Source organism: Actinocrinis puniceicyclus, assembly GCF_018283645.1.
Classification (GTDB): Bacteria; Actinomycetota; Actinomycetes; order Streptomycetales; family Catenulisporaceae; genus Actinocrinis; species Actinocrinis puniceicyclus.
In genome coordinates this window covers 23,693-47,627 of sequence record NZ_JAGSXH010000042.1, presented here as the reverse complement: position 1 = coordinate 47,627, position 23,935 = coordinate 23,693, and the positions used below count along the sequence as shown (strand labels likewise).

Annotated in this window: 24 protein-coding genes and 2 pseudogenes; 16 read left to right on the top strand and 10 right to left on the bottom strand. The window is 69.7% G+C overall.

The features are described 5' to 3' along the window. Positions 1–129 precede the first annotated feature (129 nt). The 5 genes from KGA66_RS13880 (at position 130) to tsaE (ending at position 4,960) form a co-directional block, all read left to right on the top strand. On the top strand, positions 130–480 hold the full coding sequence (locus KGA66_RS13880; RefSeq protein WP_211468505.1) for a holo-ACP synthase: 351 nt from the start codon (positions 130–132) through the stop codon (positions 478–480). Positions 481–521: 41 nt separating this feature from the next. Beyond that, on the top strand, positions 522–1,958 hold the full coding sequence (locus KGA66_RS13875; protein WP_211468503.1) for an NAD(P)H-hydrate dehydratase: 1,437 nt from the start codon (positions 522–524) through the stop codon (positions 1,956–1,958). After that, positions 1,958–3,112, top strand: coding sequence for an alanine racemase (gene alr / locus KGA66_RS13870; RefSeq protein ID WP_211468501.1), 1,155 nt, complete (start codon positions 1,958–1,960; stop codon positions 3,110–3,112). Before KGA66_RS13875 ends, alr begins: the two co-directional genes overlap by 1 nt. Positions 3,113–3,207: 95 nt before the next feature. After that, the gene (locus KGA66_RS13865) at positions 3,208–4,401 is read left to right on the top strand and encodes an alpha/beta fold hydrolase (protein WP_312886906.1); all 1,194 of its coding nucleotides are present in this window, start codon (positions 3,208–3,210) and stop codon (positions 4,399–4,401) included. Positions 4,402–4,480: 79 nt separating this feature from the next. Beyond that, positions 4,481–4,960: a tRNA (adenosine(37)-N6)-threonylcarbamoyltransferase complex ATPase subunit type 1 TsaE gene (gene tsaE, locus KGA66_RS13860; RefSeq protein WP_438822041.1), complete on the top strand. Its 480-nt coding sequence runs from the start codon at positions 4,481–4,483 to the stop codon at positions 4,958–4,960. Positions 4,961–4,974: 14 nt separating this feature from the next. Here tsaE and KGA66_RS13855 read toward each other — a convergent pair whose 3' ends face one another. Beyond that, positions 4,975–5,652 (bottom strand): L,D-transpeptidase, encoded by a 678-nt coding sequence (locus KGA66_RS13855; RefSeq protein WP_211468497.1) that lies wholly within the window; start codon positions 5,650–5,652, stop codon positions 4,975–4,977. A 110-nt stretch (positions 5,653–5,762) separates the two neighbouring features. On the opposite strand from KGA66_RS13855, the gene tsaB reads away from it, so the two are divergent. The 4 genes from tsaB to KGA66_RS13835 are packed head-to-tail and all read left to right on the top strand — an operon-like array spanning position 5,763 to position 8,262. After that, positions 5,763–6,425: a tRNA (adenosine(37)-N6)-threonylcarbamoyltransferase complex dimerization subunit type 1 TsaB gene (tsaB, locus tag KGA66_RS13850; RefSeq protein WP_211468495.1), complete on the top strand. Its 663-nt coding sequence runs from the start codon at positions 5,763–5,765 to the stop codon at positions 6,423–6,425. Positions 6,426–6,430: 5 nt separating this feature from the next. Then, positions 6,431–6,943, top strand: coding sequence for a ribosomal protein S18-alanine N-acetyltransferase (gene rimI / locus KGA66_RS13845; protein WP_438822040.1), 513 nt, complete (start codon positions 6,431–6,433; stop codon positions 6,941–6,943). 5 nt (positions 6,944–6,948) lie between these two features. Next, on the top strand, positions 6,949–8,004 hold the full coding sequence (tsaD, locus tag KGA66_RS13840) for a tRNA (adenosine(37)-N6)-threonylcarbamoyltransferase complex transferase subunit TsaD (protein ID WP_211468493.1): 1,056 nt from the start codon (positions 6,949–6,951) through the stop codon (positions 8,002–8,004). A gap of 15 nt (positions 8,005–8,019) precedes the next feature. Next, complete coding sequence (locus tag KGA66_RS13835; protein WP_211468491.1) at positions 8,020–8,262, top strand: hypothetical protein; 243 nt, start codon at positions 8,020–8,022, stop codon at positions 8,260–8,262. Between the two features lie 79 nt (positions 8,263–8,341). On the opposite strand, the gene KGA66_RS13830 is transcribed toward KGA66_RS13835, so the two are convergent. Beyond that, complete coding sequence (locus tag KGA66_RS13830) at positions 8,342–8,752, bottom strand: FMN-binding protein (protein ID WP_211468489.1); 411 nt, start codon at positions 8,750–8,752, stop codon at positions 8,342–8,344. Positions 8,753–9,175: 423 nt separating this feature from the next. Between KGA66_RS13830 and KGA66_RS13825 the strand changes: the two genes are divergently transcribed. Further along, on the top strand, positions 9,176–9,646 hold the full coding sequence (locus KGA66_RS13825; RefSeq protein WP_211468487.1) for a hypothetical protein: 471 nt from the start codon (positions 9,176–9,178) through the stop codon (positions 9,644–9,646). A gap of 91 nt (positions 9,647–9,737) precedes the next feature. On the opposite strand, the gene KGA66_RS13820 is transcribed toward KGA66_RS13825, so the two are convergent. The 4 genes and pseudogenes from KGA66_RS13820 to KGA66_RS13810 form a co-directional block, all read right to left on the bottom strand. Further along, positions 9,738–10,163 carry an OsmC family protein gene (locus KGA66_RS13820; RefSeq protein WP_211468485.1) on the bottom strand — a complete coding sequence of 142 codons (426 nt, stop codon included), beginning with the start codon at positions 10,161–10,163 and terminating at the stop codon, positions 9,738–9,740. Between the two features lie 101 nt (positions 10,164–10,264). Beyond that, a pseudogene (locus KGA66_RS32470) lies at positions 10,265–10,399 on the bottom strand (IS982 family transposase); the annotation flags it as partial. A gap of 89 nt (positions 10,400–10,488) precedes the next feature. Further along, positions 10,489–12,327, bottom strand: a complete 1,839-nt coding sequence (locus tag KGA66_RS13815; protein WP_211468482.1) for a hypothetical protein — start codon at positions 12,325–12,327, stop codon at positions 10,489–10,491. A 378-nt stretch (positions 12,328–12,705) separates the two neighbouring features. Then, entirely contained in the window at positions 12,706–13,662 is a 957-nt protein-coding gene (locus KGA66_RS13810; RefSeq protein ID WP_211468480.1) for a helix-turn-helix domain-containing protein, read from the bottom strand. A gap of 330 nt (positions 13,663–13,992) precedes the next feature. Between KGA66_RS13810 and KGA66_RS13805 the strand changes: the two genes are divergently transcribed. The 4 genes and pseudogenes from KGA66_RS13805 to KGA66_RS13790 form a co-directional block, all read left to right on the top strand. Next, entirely contained in the window at positions 13,993–14,142 is a 150-nt protein-coding gene (locus KGA66_RS13805) for a hypothetical protein (RefSeq protein ID WP_211468478.1), read from the top strand. Between the two features lie 296 nt (positions 14,143–14,438). Then, positions 14,439–15,206 (top strand): hypothetical protein, encoded by a 768-nt coding sequence (locus tag KGA66_RS13800; protein WP_211468476.1) that lies wholly within the window; start codon positions 14,439–14,441, stop codon positions 15,204–15,206. Positions 15,207–15,307: 101 nt separating this feature from the next. Continuing rightward, complete coding sequence (locus KGA66_RS13795) at positions 15,308–16,810, top strand: CHAP domain-containing protein (protein ID WP_211468474.1); 1,503 nt, start codon at positions 15,308–15,310, stop codon at positions 16,808–16,810. A 438-nt stretch (positions 16,811–17,248) separates the two neighbouring features. Continuing rightward, positions 17,249–17,504, top strand: a pseudogene (locus tag KGA66_RS13790) (IS982 family transposase); the annotation flags it as partial. 119 nt (positions 17,505–17,623) lie between these two features. On the opposite strand, the gene KGA66_RS13785 reads toward KGA66_RS13790, so the two are convergent. Then, a complete protein-coding gene (locus KGA66_RS13785; RefSeq protein ID WP_211468470.1) occupies positions 17,624–19,228 on the bottom strand; it encodes a DUF2079 domain-containing protein in 1,605 nt (534 codons plus the stop codon). 72 nt (positions 19,229–19,300) lie between these two features. Between KGA66_RS13785 and KGA66_RS13780 the strand changes: the two genes are divergently transcribed. Continuing rightward, complete coding sequence (locus KGA66_RS13780; RefSeq protein WP_211468468.1) at positions 19,301–20,494, top strand: class I SAM-dependent methyltransferase; 1,194 nt, start codon at positions 19,301–19,303, stop codon at positions 20,492–20,494. On the opposite strand, the gene KGA66_RS13775 is transcribed toward KGA66_RS13780, so the two are convergent. Together KGA66_RS13775 and KGA66_RS13770 are read right to left on the bottom strand one after the other, a co-directional pair. Further along, the gene (locus KGA66_RS13775) at positions 20,433–21,779 is read right to left on the bottom strand and encodes a sensor histidine kinase (RefSeq protein WP_211468466.1); all 1,347 of its coding nucleotides are present in this window, start codon (positions 21,777–21,779) and stop codon (positions 20,433–20,435) included. The two genes, KGA66_RS13780 and KGA66_RS13775, sit on opposite strands and share 62 nt — an antisense overlap. Before the next feature lie 58 nt (positions 21,780–21,837). Beyond that, positions 21,838–22,521: a response regulator transcription factor gene (locus KGA66_RS13770; RefSeq protein WP_211468464.1), complete on the bottom strand. Its 684-nt coding sequence runs from the start codon at positions 22,519–22,521 to the stop codon at positions 21,838–21,840. A 46-nt stretch (positions 22,522–22,567) separates the two neighbouring features. On the opposite strand from KGA66_RS13770, the gene KGA66_RS13765 reads away from it, so the two are divergent. Next, positions 22,568–23,110 (top strand): hypothetical protein, encoded by a 543-nt coding sequence (locus tag KGA66_RS13765; protein WP_211468462.1) that lies wholly within the window; start codon positions 22,568–22,570, stop codon positions 23,108–23,110. A 315-nt stretch (positions 23,111–23,425) separates the two neighbouring features. On the opposite strand, the gene KGA66_RS13760 is transcribed toward KGA66_RS13765, so the two are convergent. Further along, on the bottom strand, positions 23,426–23,758 hold the full coding sequence (locus tag KGA66_RS13760) for a helix-turn-helix domain-containing protein (RefSeq protein WP_211468460.1): 333 nt from the start codon (positions 23,756–23,758) through the stop codon (positions 23,426–23,428). Positions 23,759–23,935: the final 177 nt, after the last annotated feature.

Genomic DNA, 23,935 nt, shown 5'->3' with positions numbered 1-23,935 from the left:
GCGGGCCCCGGTAGGGTGGCTGGCACGCACCGCATTCGCCGGCTGACAGTGCGCGGTGAGTCGGTGGCGGCGGCGACCTGGCCGAGTAGGTGGCGCCGCTACGTCCGGCGGCCCAGGAGGTGAGCGGCGATGATCGTCGGAGTGGGCATCGACGTGGTCGACGTCGCGCGTTTCCAGGCGACGCTGGAACGAACCCCCGGCATGGCCGAGCGGCTTTTCACCGAGGGCGAGCGGCGCGTGAAGATCGCTTCGCTCGCGGCCCGGTTCGCCGCGAAGGAGGCGGTCGCGAAGGCGCTCGGCGCGCCCGGGACGCTGCACTGGCACGACGCCGAGGTGGTCAGCGAGACCTCGGGCCGGCCCCGGCTGGTGGTACGCGGCAGCGTCGCGGCGCGCGCCGCCGAACTGGGCGTGGTGAACCTGCATCTGTCGCTCAGCCACGATGCCGGGATCGCCTCAGCGGTTGTCATCGCCGAGGGTTGAACTGACCCGTTTCCCGGTGGGCTTCGGCATAGAGTCGGGACATGCGCCGTGCCTATCACGTTGACGAGATCCGCCGGGCCGAAGCCGATCTGATGGCCCGTCTGCCCGACGGGGCCCTGATGCAGCGGGCCGCGGCGGGACTGGCGGCCGTGGCCGCGCGCATCCTGCGGGACTCGGGCGGCGTGTACGGTGCGCGCGTCGCACTTTTGGTCGGCGTGGGTGACAACGGCGGCGACGCGTTGTACGCGGGGGCGGGACTCGCGCGCCGCGGGGCGAGGGTGCGCGCGGTTCTGCTGGACGAGACACGCGTGCACGCCGGGGGTCTGGCCGCTCTGGTCGAGGCCGGGGGCCGCACCGCCGACGAAACGGCACTGGACGACGCCGAGCTGATCATCGACGGGATGCTGGGCATCGGCGGGCACGGCGGCCTGCGCGGACGCGCCGCGCAGCTGGCCCGGGCCGCCGCGGACGCCGCGGCCGCGGTGCTCGCGGTCGATCTGCCGAGCGGGATCGACGCGGACAGCGGGCAGGTCGCCGGGACGTGCGTCCGGGCCGACGCGACCGTCACCTTCGGGGCGTACAAGCCGGGGCTGTTGATCGATCCGGCCGCTGAGCACGCGGGCGTGGTCGAGTTGGTCGACATCGGCTTGAGCGCGCTGCCCGAGCACGCGGCTGTGGAGGCGCTCCAGGCCGCTGATGTCGCCGGTCTGCTGCCGCGACCGTCCCACGCTACGGACAAGTACCTGCGCGGGGTGGTCGGTGTCGCCTGCGGGTCGGTGGATTATCCGGGGGCCGGGATGCTGGCGGTAGGTGGTGCGCTGCGCGGGGGCGTGGGGGCGGTGCGGTACTCGGGCCCGCGTCAGGTCGGCGAAGAGATCCTGCGCCGTTGGCCGGAGGTTCTGGTCGAGGCGGAACTGCCGAGCGCGGCGGGCCGCGTGCAGGCATGGGTGTGCGGGAGCGGTCTTCCGGCCGACGACGAGTACGCGGCACAGCGGACCAAGCAGGTCGTGGACAGCGCGCTTCCGGCCGTGCTCGACGCGGGCGCGTTGACGTATCTCGACGATCTCGACCTCGGCGAACACATCGTGCTCACCCCGCACGCCGGTGAAGCGGCCCGATTGCTGGGGGTGGAGCGCGCGCAGGTGGAGGCGAACCGGCTCGACTTCGTGCGCGGGCTCGCGGCGGAACTCGGCGCCACGGTCCTGCTCAAAGGCTCTACCACGCTGATCGCCGAGCCGGGCGGCGGCGCGGTGCGCGCCAACCCGACCGGGACCGCGGCGCTGGCGACGGCGGGCAGCGGCGACGTGCTCGCCGGCCTGATCGGCGCGCTGCTCGCGGCCGGCCTGCGGCCGCTGGACGCAGCGAGCGTCGGCGCTTACATGCACGGTCTCGCGGGGAGGCTCGCGCGCCGCGAGGGCCCGATCGCGGCCGGTGACCTGCTCGCCTCCCTTCCGCGGGCCTGGCACAATCTTCAGTGATGAGCACCGGTGAGCAGGCGCGTTTGGAGGCCAGGATCGATCTCGCCGCGGTCCGCTCCAATGTGCGCCGGATGCGGGAGGTAGCCGGCTCAGCGCAGGTGATGGCCGTGGTCAAGGCCGACGCTTACGGGCACGGAATGGTCCAGTGCGCGCGGGCGGCGGTCGAGGCGGGGGCGACATGGCTGGGTACCGCGCTGCCGGAGGAGGCGCTGGCGTTGCGCGCCGCGGGGCTCACGGTGCCGATCCTGACCTGGCTGCACGTCCCGGGCGATCCGTTCGCCGACCTGATCGCGGCGGGCGTCGACGTCTCGGTCTCGGGACTCTGGGCGCTGCGCGAGGTGACCGAGGCGGTGCGGGCACTCGGCGGCCGGCCCGCCCGCATCCAGCTGAAGGCGGACACCGGGCTGGGCCGCAACGGCGCGCCGCCGCATGACTGGCCGTTGCTGGTCGAGGAGGCGGTCAAGGCGCAGGAGGACGGCCTGGTGACGGTGACGGGCCTGTGGTCCCACTTCGCCTGTGCCGACGAGCCGCGCCATCCGTCCGTCGCCGCGCAGTTGAGTGCGTTCCACGTGGCGCTGGACATCGCCGAGCGCGCGGGCCTGCGCCCCGAGGTGCGGCACATCGCGAACTCCCCGGCCACCTTGCTGGTCCTGGATTCGCACTTCGACCTGGTGCGCAGCGGCCTGGCGACCTACGGCGTCTCGCCGGCCCCGGACGAGGGCAGCGCGGCCGACTTCGGCCTGCATCCGGCCATGACGCTGGTCGGCCGGCTCGCGCTGGTCAAGCAGGTCGAGGCCGGCAGCGGCATCTCGTACGGGCACACGTACCACACCGCGCGGCGCACACGCCTGGGTCTGGTCCCGGCCGGCTACGCCGACGGCATCCCGCGCGCCGCGTCGAACCGTGCGCCGGTGTGGATCGACGGGGTGCGCCACACGATCGCCGGCCGGGTCGCGATGGACCAGTTCGTGGTCGACCTGGGCGATCAGGAAGCGGGAGTCGGCGACGAGGTCGTGCTCTTCGGGCCGGGCGAGCGCGGCGAGCCGACGGCGCAGGACTGGGCCGAACTCGTCGGAACGATCGCGTACGAGATCGTTACGCGGATCGGTCCGCGGGTAGCTCGTGTCTACCTCCACGCCGGCGGAAACCCGTAGCCGCCCGGTGTCCACCTTTACACGTCTGCTGACGATACTAGCGGGTAACACCTCAAGTGGAGGCTGGGGTCGCTACAGCGGAGAGGTAGTTTCTCGTGGGTGAAAGTGCGTCAGGCGTCGCGCAGAACGCGATCCAGCGCGGTTTTCCGCGCGGCGCGAGCATCGTGGGCGCGGCGCTGGGTGTCGTCGCGGCGGGCACGGCCGTCGGGATCGCGCTCGAGCGGTACACGATAGGCCGGGCCGTGCGGCGGATGGCGCAGATCCACGATCCGGGCGAGGCTTACGGCACGCTGCGCGGCCTTCCACAGACGGTGATGGCGGCGGACGGCACGGAGCTTTATGTCGAGGTCGACGACCCGTTCGGCTGGCCGCGCAGCGTGAACTGGAACCGCAGCGGCCGTTCCTCTTCCCGGCAGCCGTCGCGCGCGCACGCGGAGGACGAACGTCCGACCCTGATCTTCACGCACGGGTTCTGCCTGCACCAGGACAGCTGGCACTATCAGCGTTCCGAGTTCTCCGGCGAATACCGCATGGTGTTCTGGGACCAGCGCGGGCACGGCCGCTCCGATTCGCTGAAGCCGGGCAGGGACCTGTCCATCGACGTCACCGGCGAGGACTTGTACGCGGTGATCGAGGCGACCTGTCCGACCGGTCCGATCGTCCTGATCGGGCACTCGATGGGCGCGATGACGATGATGGCGCTGGCCGAGTCGCACCCGGAGCTGTTCGGGGACCGGGTGGTGGGCGCCGGCCTGCTGGCCACGTCCGGCGGGCAGTTCGCGGACCTGGAGTTCGGCCTGCCCAGGGCCGCGGCCAGGGTGTTCCACTCGACCGCTCCCGGCGTGTTCGAACTGCTGAACAGGCAGCGCGGTCTGGTCGAGCGCGGCCGCCGGGTCGGCGGAGACCTGGGCTTGGTGCTGGCGCGGCGGTATGCCTTCGGCGCGGAGGCCCCGGAGTCCGCCGTGCGTTTCGTGCTGGAACTGATCCAGTCGACGCCGATCGACGTCATCGCCCGCTTCTTCACCGTGCTGCGGGACCACGACAAGGCGAACGCGATCCCGTTGTTCGACCGGGTACCGACGCTGGTCCTGGCGGCCGACAAGGATCTGTTGCTGCCGCTCAGGCACAGTCGCGCGCTGGCCGACGCGATCCCTTCCGCGGACTTCGTGTGCGTGCCGGACGCCGGACACGTCGTGATTCTTGAGCATCCGCATGAGGTGAACGCCGCACTGCGTAGGCTGTTGGACCGGGTCGAGGGGCGTCAGGGCAAGTCGTCGAACGCCTCGTAGACGGATCATCCGGTTCGGGCGCAGAGGCAGGCGGAGCGCGGTGGGCGACGCAGTGACGGACATCGGTGCGGTGACGGTGGTGGAGCGGGTCGAAGCCGCTCAGGCGCGGGACACGCGGGAGGCCGGGCTGCGGCTCGGTAGCCGGCTGCGCGCGGGCGACCTTGTCATCCTTTCGGGTGAACTTGGGGCCGGGAAGACCACGTTCACCCAGGGCCTGGCCGAGAGCCTGGGCGTGCGCGGGCCGATCACCTCGCCCACGTTCGTGATCGCGCGGGTGCACCCCTCGCTCTCCGGCGGCACCCCGCTGGTGCACGTGGACGCCTACCGGCTCGGCTCGCTCGCCGAGCTGGACGACCTCGACCTGGACGCCTCGGTCGAGGACTCGGTGACGGTCGTCGAGTGGGGCGAGGGCAAGGCCGAGGTGCTCTCCGGCGAGCGGCTGGAGGTGCGCATCGAGCGGACGGCGGCCCTCGACGCCGCGGCGGCGCAGGGAGCTGACGACGTCAGGGTCGTCGAGGTCCGCGCGTACGGAGCGGGGCTGGCCGAGCGGTTCGGCTGAGCCGGCCGGGAGGGTCAGGGCATTACGACGACGGGCGTGCCGATGCTGGAGAACGTCCACAGCGCCTGGGCGTCAGTCTGCTGCATCCGGATGCCACCGGTACGCGAGGCCGGTGCGGGGGGCATCCCGGTCACGTTGGCCACCGCGTCGAAGCCGAAGGCCGTCGCCGAGCCGCCGACTTTCGCCTTGTCGAACAGTACGACGTACTGGACCGGGGTGCCGTCCGTGCCGGTGACCGCGGCCAGCCGGTTGGTCACGGCGAAGTTCCCGGTCGGCGCGGTCACCGTGCCGGGCACCACCGGGAACGTGCGCACGACCGCGTTGGCGGCGGACACGAGCCAGACGCGCTTGGCGGCCTCGCCGTAGACGATGCGCGCACCCGAACCTGAGCCCGCGGGCAGCGCGTTCGCGCCGCCGGAGGTGCTCGGGGCGCCGGAGGCGTTCGCCGACGGCTGAACCGAGGCTTTGCCCGCGTTGACGGTCGGGTTGTTGGACACGCGCGGTGCGGTCGCCGCGGCCTGCGCCGCCAGCACCGCGACGGCGAACAGCGAGCCCACGGTCATTACGACGACCGAGTACGTCGCGCCGCGACCGTTCTTCTTCGCGCGTTGGCGCGGAGCCTGGGCGGACGCCTGATCCGGCGCGCAATCGCGCGCAGGTGTGCCGTGTGCACCGACACCGCGTCTGCCCATGGCGAGTATTCCTCCGGTCCGGCGCGCCTTCGTCGATGCGCCGGGGATCCATCATGCCGCAACCGGCGCGCGTGCGGGAGAGGCCCGCCGGTGGGGCGATAATGGCTCCCGTGCTCCTCCTGGCTTTTGACACAGCGACACCGGCCGTGACTGTCGCGCTGCACGACGGGGTCCGGGTACTGGCCGAATACACCGAGGTCGATGCGCGCCGGCACGGGGAACTGCTCGCTCCCGGCATCCGCGCCGTGCTCTCGCAGGCCGGGCGGGACCGGTTGGATCTCACCGACGTCGCGGTGGGTGTCGGGCCCGGTCCGTTCACCGGCCTGAGGGTCGGGCTGGTGACCGCGAGGGTGCTCGGTGACGCGCTCGGCATTCCGGTGCACGGTGTGTGCACGCTGGATGTCCTCGCCTTCGCCGTCGAGTGTGACGGTCCGTTCGCCGTCGCCACGGACGCGCGGCGACGCGAGATCTACTGGGCGCGCTACACGGGCCCGCAGCAGCGGGATGGTGATCCGGCGGTGGACTGGCCGCAGCAGGTCGCCCCGCGGCTGGCCGGGCTGCCGGTGGCCGGCGAGGGAGCGGTGAAATACCCTGACGCGTTCGCGAAGGCGATCGAGCCGGTGTATCCCGCGGCCGCGGACCTCGCCGAACTGACGGTCCGCCGGCTGGCTTCCGGCGCTGCTCTGTTGCCGCCGCAGCCGCTCTATCTGCGCCGTCCCGACGCTGTGGAACCGGGTGCCCGTAAGCCGGTGAGCCAGCCGGCGCTGCGGTGAACGGCCTGCCGCTGCGGACGGTGCTGCGGCCGATGCGGTGGTGGGACCTGCCCGCGGTGACAGTGCTCGAATATACGGTGTTTCCCGAGGACGCCTGGTCGGTCGGGATGTTCTGGTCGGAGCTGGCCGAGGTGGCCACCCGCTACTACCTGGTCGCGGAGGAGTTCGGCGCCGACGCGGCGCACCCGGACCGCGACGGTCCGCGCCTGGTCGGCTACGCGGGCCTGCTGGCCGGCATCGGCGAGGCGGAGGTGCAGACGATCGCGGTCGACCCGGGCCGCCGGGGCCGCGGGCTCGGCCGGGCGCTGCTGACCGAACTGCTGCGGGAGGCGGCCCGCCGGCAGTGCGACGACGTGGTGCTCGAAGTGCGCGTGGACAACCCGCCGGCGCAGCAGTTGTACCGCGAGTTCGGGTTCGTGCAGGTCGGCCTGCGCCGGGGCTACTACCAGCCGGCGAACGTGGACGCGCTGGTGATGCGCGCGTCGGGCGTCATCGAACGATTCGGAGAGGAAGACTGAGTACCGTGACCCTCGGCTCTGGGAGCGTGGACCTGCCGATCGTGCTCGGCTTCGAGACCTCGTGCGACGAGACCGGCGTCGGCATCGTGCGCGGCAACGAACTGCTCGCGGACGCGGTGGCGACCAGCGTGGACGAGCACGCCCGCTTCGGCGGAGTGGTGCCGGAGGTCGCCTCGCGCGCGCATCTCGAAGCGATGGTCCCGACCGTGCACCGGGCCCTGGAGACAGCCGGGTTGAAGCTGGCGGACGTGGACGCGATCGCGGTGACCGCCGGACCCGGCCTGGCCGGGGCGCTGCTGGTGGGAGTCGCCGCGGCCAAGGGCTACGCGCTGGCGCTGGACAAGCCGCTGTACGGGGTGAACCACCTGGCCGCGCACGTGTGCGTGGACCAGTTGGAGCACGGGCCGCTACCCGAGCCGTGCATGGCGCTGCTGGTTTCCGGCGGCCACTCCTCCCTGCTGCTCGTGCCCGACGTCACCTCGGACATCCGGCCGCTGGGCAGCACCGTGGACGACGCGGCGGGTGAGGCGTTCGACAAGGTGGCGCGGGTGCTCGGGCTGGGGTTCCCGGGCGGGCCGCTGATCGACCGGGCGGCGCGCGAGGGCGACGGCGCGGCGATCGCCTTTCCGCGCGGGCTGACCGGCCCGCGCGACGCGCCCTTCGACTTCTCGTTCTCCGGCCTGAAGACCGCGGTGGCGCGTTGGGTCGAGGCGCGCGAGCGGTCCGGGCAGCCGGTTCCGGTCGCGGACGTGGCGGCCTCGTTCCAGGAGGCGGTCGTCGACGTGCTCACCCGCAAGGCGGTCCGGGCCTGCAAGGAGAACGGCGTGGATCATCTGCTGATCGGCGGCGGCGTCGCGGCGAACTCGCGGCTGCGGGCGCTGGCCGAGCAGCGGGCCGCGGACCAGGGCATCCGGGTGCGGGTGCCGCGCCCGAAGCTGTGCACCGACAACGGGGCGATGGTCGCGGCGCTCGGCGCGCAGCTGGTGGCGCGCGGTGCGCGGCCCTCCGCGCTCGATCTGCCCGCGGATTCCTCGATGCTGATCACCGACGTGCTGGTGTAGGGCGGAGGCCGGCGAGTGCGAGTTCTGATGTGGGAGGCGAAGGGTGACGCGGGCGGGCTGGTCGCGTGGTGGCGAGAGAGCGTCGAGCCGCAGCTGCCCGAAGGGGCGGGCGCCGAGCTGTTCCGGTCCGCGGACCGTCTCGTGGCTCTGATCCGGCTGCCGGATGACACCGGGTCCGAACGGCCCGCGCTGCCCGAGCCGCCGCAGCGGCTGTGCGCGCGGCCGCCGCACTCGTGGCCGTTCGAGACGGTGGATTAGCGGCGGCAGATCAACAGTGGTGTATCGGCGCCGGGGATCAGCGCCAGGGGATCAGCGCGGTCCGGTTGCACGCGGGGGATCAGGACTTCATCCCGAGGGCGTCGAGGGCGGCCTGAAGCGAGCGGGCGTACCCGCGCGAGGTGTACGTCGCGCCGGAGACGACGTTCACGTCAGCGCTCTGCGCAGCAAGTACCTCGGTGCGCAGTTTGGCCGCGGCCTCGGTCGAGTCGTCCCACGAGTGCGGATTGTCGTGCGGCAGCTGAAGTGCCGTCACATCGATGATCCGGCCGTCCGTGACGGTCACCTTGACCTGGACGATGCCGTGCGCCAGGACGATCTGAGGTCCGGTCGCGACGTGGACCGGGCCCTGGGACACGATGGTGACCGACATCGCGGCGTTCTGCGCACGGCTGCCGGCCTTGGCCGCGAACAGCGCGAGCATGGCCAGCATCGTGGCGATGACCACAGCGGCCGTGCGGCGCAGACTCATCGCAGCGTTCCTCCTTCCGGCTCCTGCCGGGGCAGATGATGCCCGGTCACCGGCCGCCGGGGCAAGTCCCGGCGGCTCCGGCAGGGTCGCGGCCCCTGGTGTACCCGGCGTGGCGTGCGATTTCTTGGCCGGGTCTTTGCCGAACGCGCGATCTTGTCAAGTCTCTTGACGAGTCTAGCGGCCGGTAGCCCGAGTGGCCCGCAGCGGCGGTTCCCGATGCAAGTTCCTCTCCGGCGGGCGGAAACGTCCTGGATCAGAGCACTGGGACGTGAAAGCGCCTTCGTGCACTGATAAATTTGCCGCCGTCTCGTCACCGTTGTCACTGTGTACTGCGTCGCCCACGTTTGCCGTTGCATATGTCGCCCCGCTCCAACCGAGGTGACGACGGGTTCTGCCGGTACGAGCGGGCGGGAAGGAAGAACCGTGATTCTCGTCAAGCGGGCCGCCGCCCGGGTGGCCGCAGGCGTGCTGGCCGCGGCCGCTCTCGCCATCGCCGGACCGGCCACCGCTCAGGCGGCCACCGACGCCGGCGGCGCAGCCCCGGTTACCGGCACCCTCACCATCACCCCGAGCACGACGGTCGTGGGCGGTCAGGTGGTGGTCGTGGCGACGGCCACCAACAACACCTCCTCGACCGTGGCCGCGTCGCTGGGGATCGAGAACCCCCAGTACGCCGCGGAGCAGATCACCGCGGTGAGCGGGCACGCCTGTACGCCGCGCAACCTGCGCAGGCTCATCTACTGCGGCAACAACCTGCTGGCTCCGGGGGCCAGCATGACCATCACCGTGAAGCTGACCGCCATCGCCGGCGGAACCGACAACTTCACCGTTTACGCGCGAGTCACGTACACCACCGACGACACGTTCGCCTACGGAACGCTGACCGTCTCCTGAGGAGCGGCCACTCGGCGGCCGGGGCGCATGCTAGGCGTCGTTTCCAGCGGACTCGGAAGCCGCCGCATGCGCCCCGGCCGTCGTGCGCGGGTCAGACGAGTTCGGCCTCAAGGCTGATCGGCACGGCCTTGAGCGCCTGGGAGACCGGGCAGCCTTCCTTCGCCTTTGCGGCGAAGTCGGCGAACTGCTCGGCGGTGATGCCCGGGACCGAGGCGCGCACGCTCAGACGGATCGCGGTGATGCCGGTGCCAGGCTGGAAGTCCACCTCGGCGGCCGTGTCCACGGTGGCCGGCGGGTTACCCGCCTGGGCCAGCGCGTGCGAGAGAGCCATCGAGAAACAGGTGGAGTGGGCCGCCGCGATCAGTTCCTCCGGCGAGGTGACGCCGTTGGGCTCCGCCGAGCGCGCCGCCCAGGTCACGGGGTAGGTGCCGAGGCTGGACGAGTTCAACGTGACCTCGCCCTTCCCCTCCATCAAGCTGCCTTCCCAGTGCGCCGCGGCCTTGCGAGTCGTTGCCACAGTTCCCACTCCGATCCGTTCGAACGATCTGGGTGACCGTCAGATGACTTTGGATGACTGCGAGACATCCTAGACGAGGTGTTCCGATCGCCGGTCAGTGATCAGTGGCCGTAAGTGATCAGTGACCGGGTGATCGGCCGGCCGGTCTTGTTGTCGTGCCGGGTCGCGGCGGCCATCGCCGGGACGCGCTGCGCGACGCGGATCGCGACGCCCTCGATGCTCTGACCGCCGTGCCGGTTTCAGCGCGCCCGGCGAGGATCAAGGATGGAGCGAGCGCCACGGGCGCATGCGTCGACACAAGCGGACTTCGCCGCGTTGAGCGCCATTACTGGCCAGCGGCAGGCTCTGTCTGGGACATGTGCGCAGTGCGCGGTCGTACCACGAGGCGGTCCGTGGCCACCGGTTCCGTTCGGGTGCTGATGCCCAGCCACCACAAGGATGCCAGACAAGCGAGCACGGACGCCGCCAACAGCAGCCCAACCGACACGCTGGTGTGGGCGGTCATGCCGGGAGTCTTCACCGCGGCGTTCGGCGTGAATCGGATGAACGTCCACAGCGTCAGCGCCGAGGAGGCCGCGACCACGGCGACGGCGGCTTTTGGCGAAACCGACCACCATCCCAGAACACCGAGAGCGAAGCATACGGGCTCGACGATATAAGTACCCTGGTGTGCCACCGTCGCTCCCGGGCCAAAGAGGACCATTGCCCACCCGAATACCGTGAGAGCGAGTACCAGCAGCCAGAGCAGTTCCCAGGAAGCACCATCGGGCTGCGGTCGACGCCGGATACCGGTCACGATGCCGCGCAGTAGGAGCAGCACGATCCCCCAGCCCACGATCCCGAGGATTGGACCGATGAAGAAGAACTGTATGTTGATGAGCCGGCTCGCCGCCGCCGCCGCGGCAGTGTTCTGCCCGAGAAGCGAGTGAAAAGCCACACTCCCCGTCTGCGTCAGACTATCGAACGTATGGCTGAACGGCGTGGTCAGGTTCGAGATCTTATACGATACCAGCTGATGCGCACTGAGCTTTTCGTAAGCGCTCGCGATGACGTGCATTGTGGACTTGCCGCGCACCGGGTTGCTCTGGTTGGCCAGTTGCAACTCCAGCAAGGCATTCGCGGGCGGCTGGTACAGCCTTTGATACAGCATCCACGGAATGTACGCGATAAATATCGCGGCAGTTGCGCTCAGAAGCACCGGCCACGTGGGCAGCGCCCAATCTCGCGGCCGAACAGCAGCGAAGACCCAGAGGATGAAAAGCACGAGCGCGATCGCCGGAACGGCGAATACTCCGCTGGGATGGCCGAGCAGACTGACGCCGAGCGACCCACCCGCTAAGGCGCCGGCGAGCTTGCTGCGGTTCAGACCGCGCATCTCCGGGGACAGCACCACGGCACAGCACAACAACGCACCTGTTGCGGAGACGAACTTCGGCCACGTGAAGAAGGTGTTGATGATGGTGAAGCTGGAGAACAGGCCGGCCGCGAGACTCAGGGGGATCGTCCATCGAGGCCGTCGCGCTGCATACAGCAGCGCCCAGAGTCCGAATACCCATGTGCTCTCGACCAGAGTCGAGAACACCTGGTAGACGTCGAATCCGCTGTTGCGAACGACCGCCTGCTCCAGCAGGTAATATCCGGTCTGAAGTGGCGGGCGGTCACTGGATTGATACCCCCACGCCAGAAAGTGTGGAAGCGGACGAACATGGCTCTCCAACTGCCGCGCGAACAGAAAGGGCAACGCGTTGTCACCTGGCAGTCCTGCCAGGTAACGGTTGGGAGCGATATCCGCTTTCGCGGACAGGCCGCCGTGCAGGTAACCCAGCGCGAGATTGAACAAGCCAGAAGTCGCGAACACAGCCGTCACCGGTGCGAGGGACCGCAGTTGCCGCCATAGGGCAAAGCGGCGCCGACAGGCATTTCCCATGACGACCGCGGCTCCGAGGTCCACGGCAAGCGCGGCCCCATGCCCGACTCTGGCGGCGAACAGATAAAGCCAGAAGACCGCGAAACCCAACAGCCCGCTACCCACGAAGCCACAGGCCAACAGCAGAACGGGATTACGCACGCCGTAACGGCGTGCAATGAGCACACATGCGGCCGCCGGAAGTAGCAGCATCACGAGAGCGACTACGTACTCGTAACCGAGCCTGACTGCGTCCACTACGACCCCTTACAGCACCTAACCCATTCCTCTAGCTCGTGGGTGCCAGAGCTAGAGGATTGTCGCACACCCGCCGGTACCGTCACCCGGCGCGCTGACGACCCGACTGCCCTTCTTACGAGCAGCCTCGCGGCGCGATCGGTTTCAGCCGCCCAGCAGCAGATCTCGCCGGTCACTGGCCAACCCGGGTGGCGGCCAGCGCGCCGTGAAGCTGACGCCCCCGCAGAGAGGCTGGCCCTTCAACGTGGATGCCGCTGAACGCGGCGGTTCGGAGGAGTGGCAGCTGGCTTTCCGGCCGGTTCCCGAACCTTCTCGGCCGCCCGCGCCCGGTCATCAGTACTGGGTTTCCGGCGCCGGGCCGACGGCGACGCGACGGATTCAGAGCCAGCCGCGTTTCGCGGCCTTGAGCCCGGCCTCGAAACGGCTGGTCGCAGCAAGCCGTTCCATGATGGAGGCCATCATGCGGCGTATGGTCCGCAGAGACAGTCCGAGACGGTGGCCGGCGGCCTCGTCTGTCATGCCGGAACTGAGCAGGCTGAGCAGTTCGCGTTCCGTGTCGCTCAGGCCGGTGTCTGGGTCGCGGGTGCGGGTCGCGCCGAGGGGGACCGCGGTGGCCCATGCCTGTTCGAAGAGGTCTACCAGTGCCGCGACGATGCCGGGTTCGGTCACGTACAAGGCACCCTTTCGAGTGTCAGCTGGGTCCAGGGGTACCAGCGCGTGGGTGCGGTCAACGATGACCAGCCGTTGCGGCACGATTGGAGCTGTGCGCACCTCACCCCCGCGGTCCATGAGCCAATGCGCGTGGTTGATGGTGGCGGGGTCGTTGCGCACGCTGTCCTGGTACAGAGTCCGAAACGCCACTCCGCGGCTCAGGGCCTCGGCGTCCAGCAAGCGGCCCTCCGCTAGGTCCTCCGCGCGTTGCGCTGCGCCAGGGTGTACACCTACGCACTCTTTGGTCGCGGCGTGGCCCAAGCTCTCCAAACGGTGCTGGATCGCGTCAAGGCCGACCAGTCGCTCGCCGTTCGCGGACCCGGGGTTGAAGGCGTCGGCCCGTTCGGCGACCAGCCGGGTGACAGCCGCCCGAGCTGCGGCGACCTTAGCCTGACGGGCGGCGAGGTCAGCCTCGTGGCGACGCATCAGGTCCGCGAGACCCACTTCGGGGCTCACTGCCCGCAGCCGGTTTGGGTCCTCGCGCGAGACCCGCACCAGCATCAGGTCTGCGAGATCGTCGAGGGCAGCGCGCACGCTGGCCTCCGTGAACCCTGTCGCGTCAGCTAACTGTGCGACTCCGAACTCAGGTCGCTCGAGCATCAGGTGATAGACGGACTGCGCCATCGCGGTGAGACCTAACGGTTCCAACACCCCGTCACCCCTCGACTGAGTCGGCATCGCACAGTTGAGCGATGGCAGCAAGCTCATAATCTCAGCTCGCGTAGCCGTGTTCAAGACAGGGTCCTGGCATCCGAGCGGCAACCGCGGATGCACTCGGTCTGGCGCCTTGGTGCCAGGCCGATTGGTGACTGGTGGAACCGCTTCCGCAACCACTGCCTTTCCCGGAAAGTAGTCATTGGAAGCGGTCGCCCGAGAAACAGGGTGATGCAACGACCAAGACCCGGTTCCGGGAATTTATCGCTAATCAAACCATGCACGGGAAAGGGTACCCCCATGTCTTCCTCGATCCGCACGATCACTGCTTCGATTCTATTTGTAATCGGTTTCGCAGGTGTTTCCAACGCCATATCGACGGTCGAATCCGGATCTGCGGCGAGCGTTTCCTCGGCCGTGGTGCGGCCCGCCGACCTGACATGGGGATGACCCGTGCACGCCATCCACGTCGTTCTGACCACGAAGGGCCCTGCAGCTAGCAGCCCTGGTGACGCGGCGGAACTCCTCGACATCCTCTGGGCGCACACCGTTGAAGAAGACGGCTTAGAACATATCCGAGCCCGCGCCGGTCCAGGTCGTATTGACCTCATCATGTTCTTCGGGGAACGCTCAGAAATTGACTCGTGGGAACGTGCTACCCGCCTTCTCGAGAGGGCATACCAGGCCTCGTCCTCGATTTCCGTGAATTACTCTGAGCCATTCGTCGCTCGGCTAAGGATGAAGAGATGAAAACGACCTTTCGGCTGCCGGTAAAAGCAAAATATTCGATAGTAGCGCTTGTGGTGGCCGTTCCCGTCGTCACCGCGGCCGTAGCCACCACCGCGCTGGCCATTACGGCCCACACCACCGCCTCGGCCGGAGCGCCGCACGCACTTAGGACAACTGTCGGCGTCACCGCAAGCCCCGCGGGCCTGACCCCTTCCGTTAACCCGCCCATCACGACGAACACTCCGACCGGGACGCCGACGACCACGGGCCCAGCCAGCGGATCTGTCAAGTTGTCTGCCGGCATACCAACGAGTGCCCCGTCAATGAGTCCTGCGACCCACACCACATCGACCCTGCCCGCAGGAGCGATCAGCGCCCAACTCACCGGCATTCCCGCCACGATTACCGCTGGCGGCCCTGCGGTCGAATTCACCGCCACCTTCACCAATCACAGCACCATTGACGCATCCGACGTAGCGCCGCTTTTCCAGATCGTTGGCGGACCCTGCAACTGCGCCCAGGGAACCCTCCAGCGCTTCAACACCGCAACCGGCGCCTGGCAGAACGCTCCGATGCCCGAAGGCGACGGCAACCCTGGCTTCCTGGCCACTGCCATTGGCGGTATCGACCTTCAACCCGGCGCGAGCACCACGATCCGCTATCGGCTGGCCCTCTCCGCGAGTAACCCGGCCAAATCCCTCGCCGCCACGCTTTACGCCGTCGAACTGCCTGGCGGCACGCAACTCGCCCGCACCAGCCTCCCCAGCCGGCTCACTGCCGGCTAATCCGCCGCGCCCTGCGCGTAACCCATATTCACCTACTGACACATTACGGAGTGCTCATGTCTCGCGCCGTCCGCCGTACAGCGGTCACTACCCTGGCCGCCTTGATCCTCGCGCCCGCTGCTGCGTACATCACCGCAGCCCCCGCCTCGGCGACCACCACGAATGACATAGCCAGCCTAGCTTTGGCCAACATCGGCAAGGGAGCCGGCTGGTGCTCCACTGTCAACAGTTCCAACAACAGCCTTGGTGGTAACGCGTTCGGAGGCAGCTGCACTTACACGACCGTCAACGGGTCCGGATACGGCGAGTACTGGTGCTCCGACTTCGCGAAGTGGGTTTGGCAGAACGCGTCCGGCGGCACCATCAACATCAGCGGTCTGACCGCAGGTTCGGGCAGCTTCTACACCTACGGCTCCAACAACGGCACTCTGCACACGTCAACCTCGTATGTACCGCGGGTCGGCGACGCCATCGTCTTCAACTACACGGGTGGAGGAGTTGCCGACCACGTCGGACTGGTTGCCGCCGTCAATCCCGATGGGTCCATCCAGACCGCAAACGGCGACTTTGGTGGCGCTAGCGGCGGCTCCGAGGCCTACTGGGCTGACACGTCGCGGGTAGAGGCCGTGAACATCTCCGCCTCTGAGCGAACCGTCGGATCTACGCCGACGTACATCGGCATGACCATCAGCGCTTATGTGACGCCAGTCGGGCTGACGTCGAGTTCGGGCTTCGAATCGGCCTTCCAAGCTAACAACACCGATCTGTTCACCTACTCATCGTCATCCGGGCCGGCCGACACTGGCGAGGGCATGATGAAGGGCACGAGCCCGAGTATCGCCGCGCTGGCCGGTGGTGGGCATGAGATTGCCTTCCAGGCCAACAATGGGGACTTGTATGTGACCGGACCCAGCGGCTTGATCAACACGCAGGAAGGCATGATGGCCGGCACCAGCCCGGCAATCGCGGCATCCCCCAATGGCGGGTATGAGGTCGCTTTCCAGGCCAACACCGGCAACCTGTTCACCTGGACGCCGTCGAGCGTGGTCAACACCAGCGAGGGCATGATGAAGGGCAGCAGCCCGGGTATCGCCGCGCTGGCCGGTGGCGGGTATGAGGTGGCCTTCCAGGCTAACACCGGTAACCTGTTCACTTGGTCGCCGTCGAGTCTGGTGAATACTCAGGACGCGATGATGATCGGGACCAGTCCGAGCATCGCCGCTTCCTCCAGCGGGGGGTATCAGGTCGCGTTCCAGACCAACGCCGGTGATCTGTACACGTGGTCTCCGTCGACCAACACCGTGACCACTACGCAGGGTATGAAGGCCGGCACCAGCCCCGCCATCGCCGCGTTGACTTCGGGAGGTTACGAAGAGGCGTTCCAAGCAAACTCAGGGAATCTGATTCTCTGGGGTTCCAGCGGCAACGCCGATACTGGGCAGGGCATGATGGCCGGCACGAGTCCCGCCATCACCGCGCAGCCCAACGGCGGATCCGAAGAGGCGTTCGAGGCCAATACCGGAAGCCTCATCGTCTGGGGTTCCAGCGGCAACGCAAACACCACGCAAGGCATGCTCAGCGGCACCAGCCCGAGTATCGCATAACGCTAATAGCCCCTGATCTGGATTGAACCAGCGCCCGTCACACCAGTTCGCCTCGCCCCGGCTCAGTCAGGGGGCGAGGCGAACTTGACCTTGCCCGCTTGACTTCCGCCTCGTAGGGCGCAGTTCGCCCTTGAGCAACAGTCGTCGCAGGGCCTTGAATCCGACCGATCGGGGGCGACCGATCACGCACGTCCCTAACTGCCGGGTGTGCGCGACCAGATGATTAGGCTAGACGAGGTATTCCGATCGCCTGCGGGAACGGGGTGAGGGTGTCCATGCACTGTTTGTGACGACAGACCTGGACACCCTCATCACCGCACTGTACGTGAAAATCGACGACGACCTCGCCGGGATCCGGCGGGCGGGCGGCCGCCGCAGCTGACTGACAGCGAGCTGGTGTGTGGCCGCGGCCCAGGCGCTGCTCGGTTACGCCTCAGAATCGAGTTGCCGCGCCCCGCACGCAAGCGGGAACGTCAACGTCATGGAGAGCCGATGCTCAAGAAGGTCCGCCGGCTGATCGAATCGGCCAACGACACCGTCAAGGGCCGACTCGACCCGGAAGAGCACGGGGGTCAGAGCATCGAGGGCGTCGCGATCCGCGTCGCGCAGCGCGTCCCGGCGATGGCCGCCGCGATCTGGCACGACAACAAGACCGGCCAGCGTCACCCGGTCACTGATCACCTACGACCACTAATCACCTACGACCACTGATGACCCACGACCACTGATCGCTGACTACTGACCGGCGATCGGAACACCCCGTCTAGGCGCAGGGCTGTGGCAGGGCGCGGTAGGCAACGCCGCGCCTCGCTGTCAGGAGGTGTTGCGCAGCACGTAGATGCCGAAACCGTCCTGGTAGACGACCTTGTACTTCGAGCCGGGGTGCCGCTGCTGCTCGAAGCCGGGCACGTCGCTGATCGGCGGGCTGAACCCGGAGACCACCTGGTCGAAGACGACGTACTGCGGCGCGACCGACGCGGGCGTGTTGCCGACCCAGAAGGTGTCGTCGCGCGCGGAGAGCGGCGCGAGCATGTTGATCGTGGTCTCGACCGTCACCCCGTCTGGAACCAGCGAGATGGCGTGGCTGAGCGCCTCGGTGCGCGCGTCGAAGGTGAAGGTGTTCGGGTCGAACAGCTGGTTGTAGGAGAACTGCGGGACCAGCGCGAACGAGACGGCCAGCATCGCGACCGGGCCGTGGGCGGCCATGGCCCTGCTCACCCCTCTCGCCCAGCGGCGTGGCGGCCTGGAGATGTCCGGCAGCGGCTCGGCGGCGCGGGCCCGCGCGATCCCGTGCGCGGCGGCGACGAACAGGATCGGCATCAGCACCGCGTTGTAGTGCCAGGCGGTTCCCCAGAACGTCGCATTGGTCGTGATGAACCGCGAGCCGAGGTTCGGCAGCGCCAGCAGCGCCAGCGGCGAGCGCAGCGCGACGAACGCGGTGATCGCCAGCAGCAGGAACACCAGCTCCAGCTTGCCGCCCGGGTTCTGCAGGCCCTGACCGACCAGGCAGGTGATCGGTTTCGCGCCGCCGGGCTGGGTCGGGTCCGCGCAGCCCCCCTTGTTCCAGTACTCGTACTGGTGCGTGGGGTTGAGGGTGGGGATGATCCAGTAGATCGTGAGTAGAGAGCCCGCCGTGCCGGCCGCGGAGAGCAGGGAGCCGAGCAGAGTGCGGCCGTAGAGGATCAGCGCGATGCCGATCGGCAGTACGACCGTGATCCCCAGGTCCTCCTTGCACAACAGCAGCGGCAGCGCCCACAGCGCCGCGTGCGTGTACTTCCCGCGCACGATGGCGCACAGCGAGAAGGCGATCAGCGGGACGGCGAACGCGACCTCGTGGAAGTCCGCGTCGACGGCCTCGGCCAGGCCGAAGGAGAGCCCGTAGGCCGCGCCGAGCGCGTACCCGGCGCCGGTCCCGATCCGGTCGGCGCCGAGACGCACCAGCGGCACCGCGCCCAGCGCGAACAGGAACGCCTGTGCGACCAGCAGCGTCACCGCGGTGGGGAAGAGCAGGAAGACCGGGCCGAGCAGCGCGGTGATCGGGCTGAAGTGCTCGCCGAGGATCTCGTAGCCGGGCGAGCGCGCGTCGTCGATCGGCGCGTGGAAGTGCGCGTACTGCTTCACCTCCTCCGTGAACAGCCCGAGGTCCCAGCTGGTCGGGGCGAAACGGTAGTAACGCGCGAGCGAGATGAGCAGGTAGACCGTCATGAGGCCGGCCACCAGCAGCCAGGGGCCGTAGGTCCGCGGCGACCAGCGCGGCAGCACACGGAAGCGGGAGGCCGCGGACCCGTCCGGCACGTCGCAGGTCGCCGCTGCGTCCGGCCGCGCCTCGGTCAGCGTCGAAGAACTCGTCCCCGCCGCGGCGGCCAATGCGGCGGTTTCCGGATTCTCGGGCACTTCATCCGCATTGGTATAGGCCATGGGGCGTAGGGTATCGACCGATTCGTGCCCCGGCCAAGAGCCGGCACGCGGCGCGGCCGCCGAGGATCGAGAATGAGCCGTATGGAGATCGCGGACTTCGAGGCTCTTTTCGACCCGCCCGGGCAGGCGCTGCTGGCCGAACTCGGCGGCGGCCATTACACGCAGGCGGCCGCGCTGCCGCTCGCCTCCAAACTGCGCGAACGCTACCCGGCGTCGCTGGTGGCGACCGCGTTGACGCAGGCGCGCCTGCGCGAGCGGGCCCGGGCGAAGTTCGGCGATGCCGCCGCGACCATGTACTTCACCCCGGTCGGCCTGGAGCAGGCGACGCGGCGGTCCGTCGCCGAGCTTCGGGCGCGGCGGTACCGGGCGGCCGGGGTGCGGCGCGTCGCGGACCTGGGCTGCGGCATCGGCGGCGACGCCCTGGCCTTCGCGGCGGCCGGGATCGAGGTGCTGGCGGTGGATCGTGACCCGGTCACCAGCGCGGTGGCCGCCGCCAACGCGCGGGCCGCCGCGCTGGCCGACCGGATCGAGGTGCGGTGCGCGGACGCCACGAAAGTTGCACTCGAAGGCTTCGACGCGGTCTTCCTCGATCCGGCGCGGCGCGCCGAGCACCGCAGGGTGTTCGACCCGGCCGCCTACACGCCGCCGTGGAGCTTCGCGCTGGAGTTGGCGCGGCGGGTGGGGGCGGCCGGTTTCAAGGTCGCCCCGGGGCTGCCGCGGGAGCTGATTCCGGCCGGGGCCGAGGCCGAATGGGTCTCCGAGGCGGGCGAGGTGAAGGAGGCCGGGATCTACTTCGGACCGCTGGCCGGCGCCCATCGGCGCGCGACGGTGCTGCCGGGCCCGCACAGCCTCGTGTCCGCCGGCGTGGTGGACCCTGAGCCGGCGCAGGTGGGACGGTACCTGTACGAACCGGACGGGGCGGTGATCTGCGCGCACGTGATCGGCGAGCTGGCCGGGCAGCTGGACGCGACGACGATCGACGCGACGATCGCGTACCTGACCTCTGATCGACTCGTCCTGACACCGTTCGCGACCGCGTATCGGATCACTGACGTGCTGCCGTTCCACGTGAAGCGGTTGCGCGCCGAGGTGGCGCGGCGCGGAATCGGGGTGCTGACGGTCAAGAAGCGCGGCGCGGACGTGGACCCGGCGGTGCTGCGCAGACAGCTGAAACCGTCCGGCCCGAACTCGGCGGTGCTGATCGTCACGCGCGTGCTCGGCGCGCATACCGCCTTGTTCGCCCAGCCGGCGACCCCGGGGCAGTGACCGCGTTCGAGGACGGGGCGAGGAAGGAGAAGTGCACCTGCGCACCGCCCAGCGGCGAGCGGTCGATGGTCAGCGAGCCGCCGGTGCGCTCGGCCAGCTTGCGCACGATGTCCAGGCCGAGTCCGGTGGAACCCGTCCGGCCCGAGCCCTCGCCGCGGCGCACCGCGCGCGCCGCGTCGGCCAGTCCCGGTCCCGCGTCGTCCACCAGGACCGCCACCGAGCCGTTGCCGCGGTGCACCGTGACCTGAAACGCGGTGCCCTCGGGGGTGTGCCGGAACACGTTGCCCAGCACCGCGTCCAGGGCCGCGGCCAACTCGGCGGCGGTCACCGGCACGTGGGCCGGTCCGGCGGCGCCGACCAGCTGCCAGGGCCGCTCCTGGTCCTCGGCCAGCGCCGACCAGAACGCCATCCGCTCGGCCACCACCGCGGCCACGTCGCAGGATCCTGACGCCGCGGTCCCGCCGCGGGCGGCGCGGATGATCTGGTCCACCTCCTGCTCCAGCTTCGCCACCGCCTCGCGGGTGGAAGCCGCGCTCGGTCCGTCACCGAGCGCCTGGGCGTTGAGCCGCAGCGCGGTCAGCGGCGTGCGCAGCCGGTGGGAGAGGTCCGCGACCAGTTCCCGTTCCGCCGCGAGCAGCTGAACCACCCGGTCGGCCATCGCATTGAACGCGTCGCCGGCCTCCCGCAGCTCGTTCGGGCCGCCGGTGGTAACGCGCACCGCGGTGTCGCCGTCGCCGAGTTTGCGCGACGCCTCGGCGAGATGGCGCGCCGCGCCCACGACCCGGGTGGCCAGCCGGTCCGCGACCAGAGTGGAACCCGCGACGAGCACCAGCGCGACGGCGCTGAGGATCAGCCAGCCGCGCGCCACGCCCTGACGCGTGCGGCCGGCGTCGATGAAGACCTCGATCAGCGTCAGCCGCCCGCCGTCGACCAGCTCCGGTTGCACCAGCACCGAACCGCCCGGGACCGCGAGGGTCTGCGCGCGGCCCTGCGCCGCGACCGCGGCCAGTTGTGCGGCGCTGGCGTGGCTGGTGCCGAGCGCGGCTTCGCCGGGCAGCTGGAGCGCGATGTCCTGCGCGCCGGACATCGTCGCCAACGCGCCTTCCAGCTGTGTGCGGTCCGTGGTCACGGCGAGAACCGGTTCGATCGCCGCGATCCGCGCCTGCGCGTCGGCGAGGGCGCGCTGCGCGGCGATGTGGTCGATCGCGAAACCCAGCGGGATCAGGAAGGCCAGCGCGACCATGCTCGTGACGGCGAGGGCCACCCGCGCCAGGGCCCATCTCATCGGCCGCTCCTCGGGCCGCTCCTCGGGCCGCACCTCGGGCCGCACGTCAGAGCGCGCCTCATCGGTCCGGCGGTTCGGTCAGCCGGACGCCCACGCCGCGCACCGTGTGCAGGTACCGTGGCGCGCTGGCCCGCTCGCCGAGCTTGCGCCGCAGCCAGGAAAGGTGAACGTCAATGGTCTGATCGTCGCCGTAGGGCAGCTGCCAGACCTCGGTGAGCAGTTCGCGGCGGGTCACCACCTCGCCGGGCCGGGCCGCGAGATAGGCGAGCAGGTCGAACTCGCGGCGGGCGAGGTCCAGCGCGCGGCCGTCGAGCCGGGCCTCGCGCCGGCGCGGGTCGACCTCGAGCCCGCCGACCCGCAGCGCGGCCGGGGCCTGCCCGGCACCGGAGCGGCGCAGCAGAGCGGCGATGCGGGCGGCGAGGTGGCCGCCGGAGAACGGTTTTACCAGATAGTCGTCCGCGCCGGCGTTCAGCAGCCTGATGATCTCGGCCTCGTCGTCGCGGGCGGTGGCGATGATCACCGGAACCCGGGTGACGGCGCGTAGCATCTTCAGCGTCTCGGAGCCGTCCAGGTCCGGCAGCCCGAGATCGAGCACGATGATGTCGCCCGGGTCTCGGCTGGCCTCGCGCAGCGCGGCGAGCGCGGTCCCGGCGCTGCGCACCGCGTGCCCGAACGCGGTGAGCTGGCGGATGACCGCGGACCGGACGTCTGGATCGTCTTCGACCAGGAGCACGTTCGCCATAGCGTGGCACCGTATTCCATGGCCGGGTGAGAGGGAACCAGTGGGCGTGAACAGGGCGGCCGCCGCGCGGCGGGCACCGCTCGCGGTGGCGGCCTGGGCCGGGGCGACCGCGATCGCGTCCGCGGTGGCCTGGCTCGGCGTGGACTCGGTGCTGCTACCCGCGGCAGAGACCCCGCCGGCGGTGCTCGCGGCCGGAGCGCAGGGCCGCACCGGCCCGTCGCCGCTGCCGTCCCCGGACGCCGGGCCCGCCACGGGTTCGGCGCGGGCGGCGGTGGGCGCCGCGCCTTCGCGCGCGCACGGGAGCGCGCCGGCCCTCTCGCCCACGGCGTCCTCGCCGACGCCGTCGCCGAGCAGTTCGCTGTCCCGGTACGAGACGGCCGGGGGCGCCGTGGTGCTCGCGATCTCGGCCCACCACGTCACGCTGGTCTCGGCGACCCCGGCCGCCGGATACTCGGTGCAGAACTGGTCGGCGGCCGGCTGGCTGCGCGTCGACTTCAGCCAGGGTTCGACGACGTATTCGGTCTTCGCCACGTGGAACGGATACACCCCCCAGGTCCAGATCGTCGGCCCGAGCCCGAGTCCGAGCTGAGCCGCGTTCGAGAAGCCGGATGACGCCGCGGCAATGCCGCAGTGGTGCGTCGGCGGCTGCGCGGCCTTCGCGCCGCGGCCCATCTCACCACCGCACGCCGCTCGTCCGTACCCTTCCGCGGATGCGCGCCGCCGCCCTGAATCCGTCTTAGGGCGAGGTTAATGATCGAGGGCTGTCAGCCGGTGCCCACCGGGGGTGGCGGCCTACGCCGGTGCGACCCGCTCCTCGGTGGTTCGGGCGGCCGGCGCGTTCGGATGGGCCATGCGCGCCTTTTGAGGCCGGGCGCCGCGCATTCCGGCAACGGTGGCTCTTTCGTCAGTCGGGACTACGCCGGATCGCGGGCCGCGCCGCGGTGTCATAAATACTGCACAGCCGCCGGGCCCGCTCGCTGAGCGCCTCGCGGCGCAGCGCTTGCAGGTAGTCGGGTTCGACCGACAGCAATTGTTCGCAGGCGACAACGATGTCTCCGGGCGGAATGCGTTGACCGCGTTCGTAGTCACCCAGATTGCTGTGCGCTGACAGGCCGATCAAGCGGGCCAGTTGCCGCTGGGAAAGGCCCATCTCCAGCCTGCGCAGGCGCAGCGCCGCCCCGAGCCGATGCGCCGCGGCCCCCTCCCGGCTGCCCGAGTCGTCGGCTGACGAACTCACTGCCGGCACCTCCTCACGACGAAGACAGTCCGTACTGGCGTCACGAGTCACGCCTTCGAATGTAAAAGAACTCTGATTGTTAGTTGAAGAGCGCGGTCGGTGCGCATTGCGAACTTCGATCACTGAGCGTCACGCCGATGCGCTGCGTAATGCGCCGTTAATCTGCGCCGAAGCAGC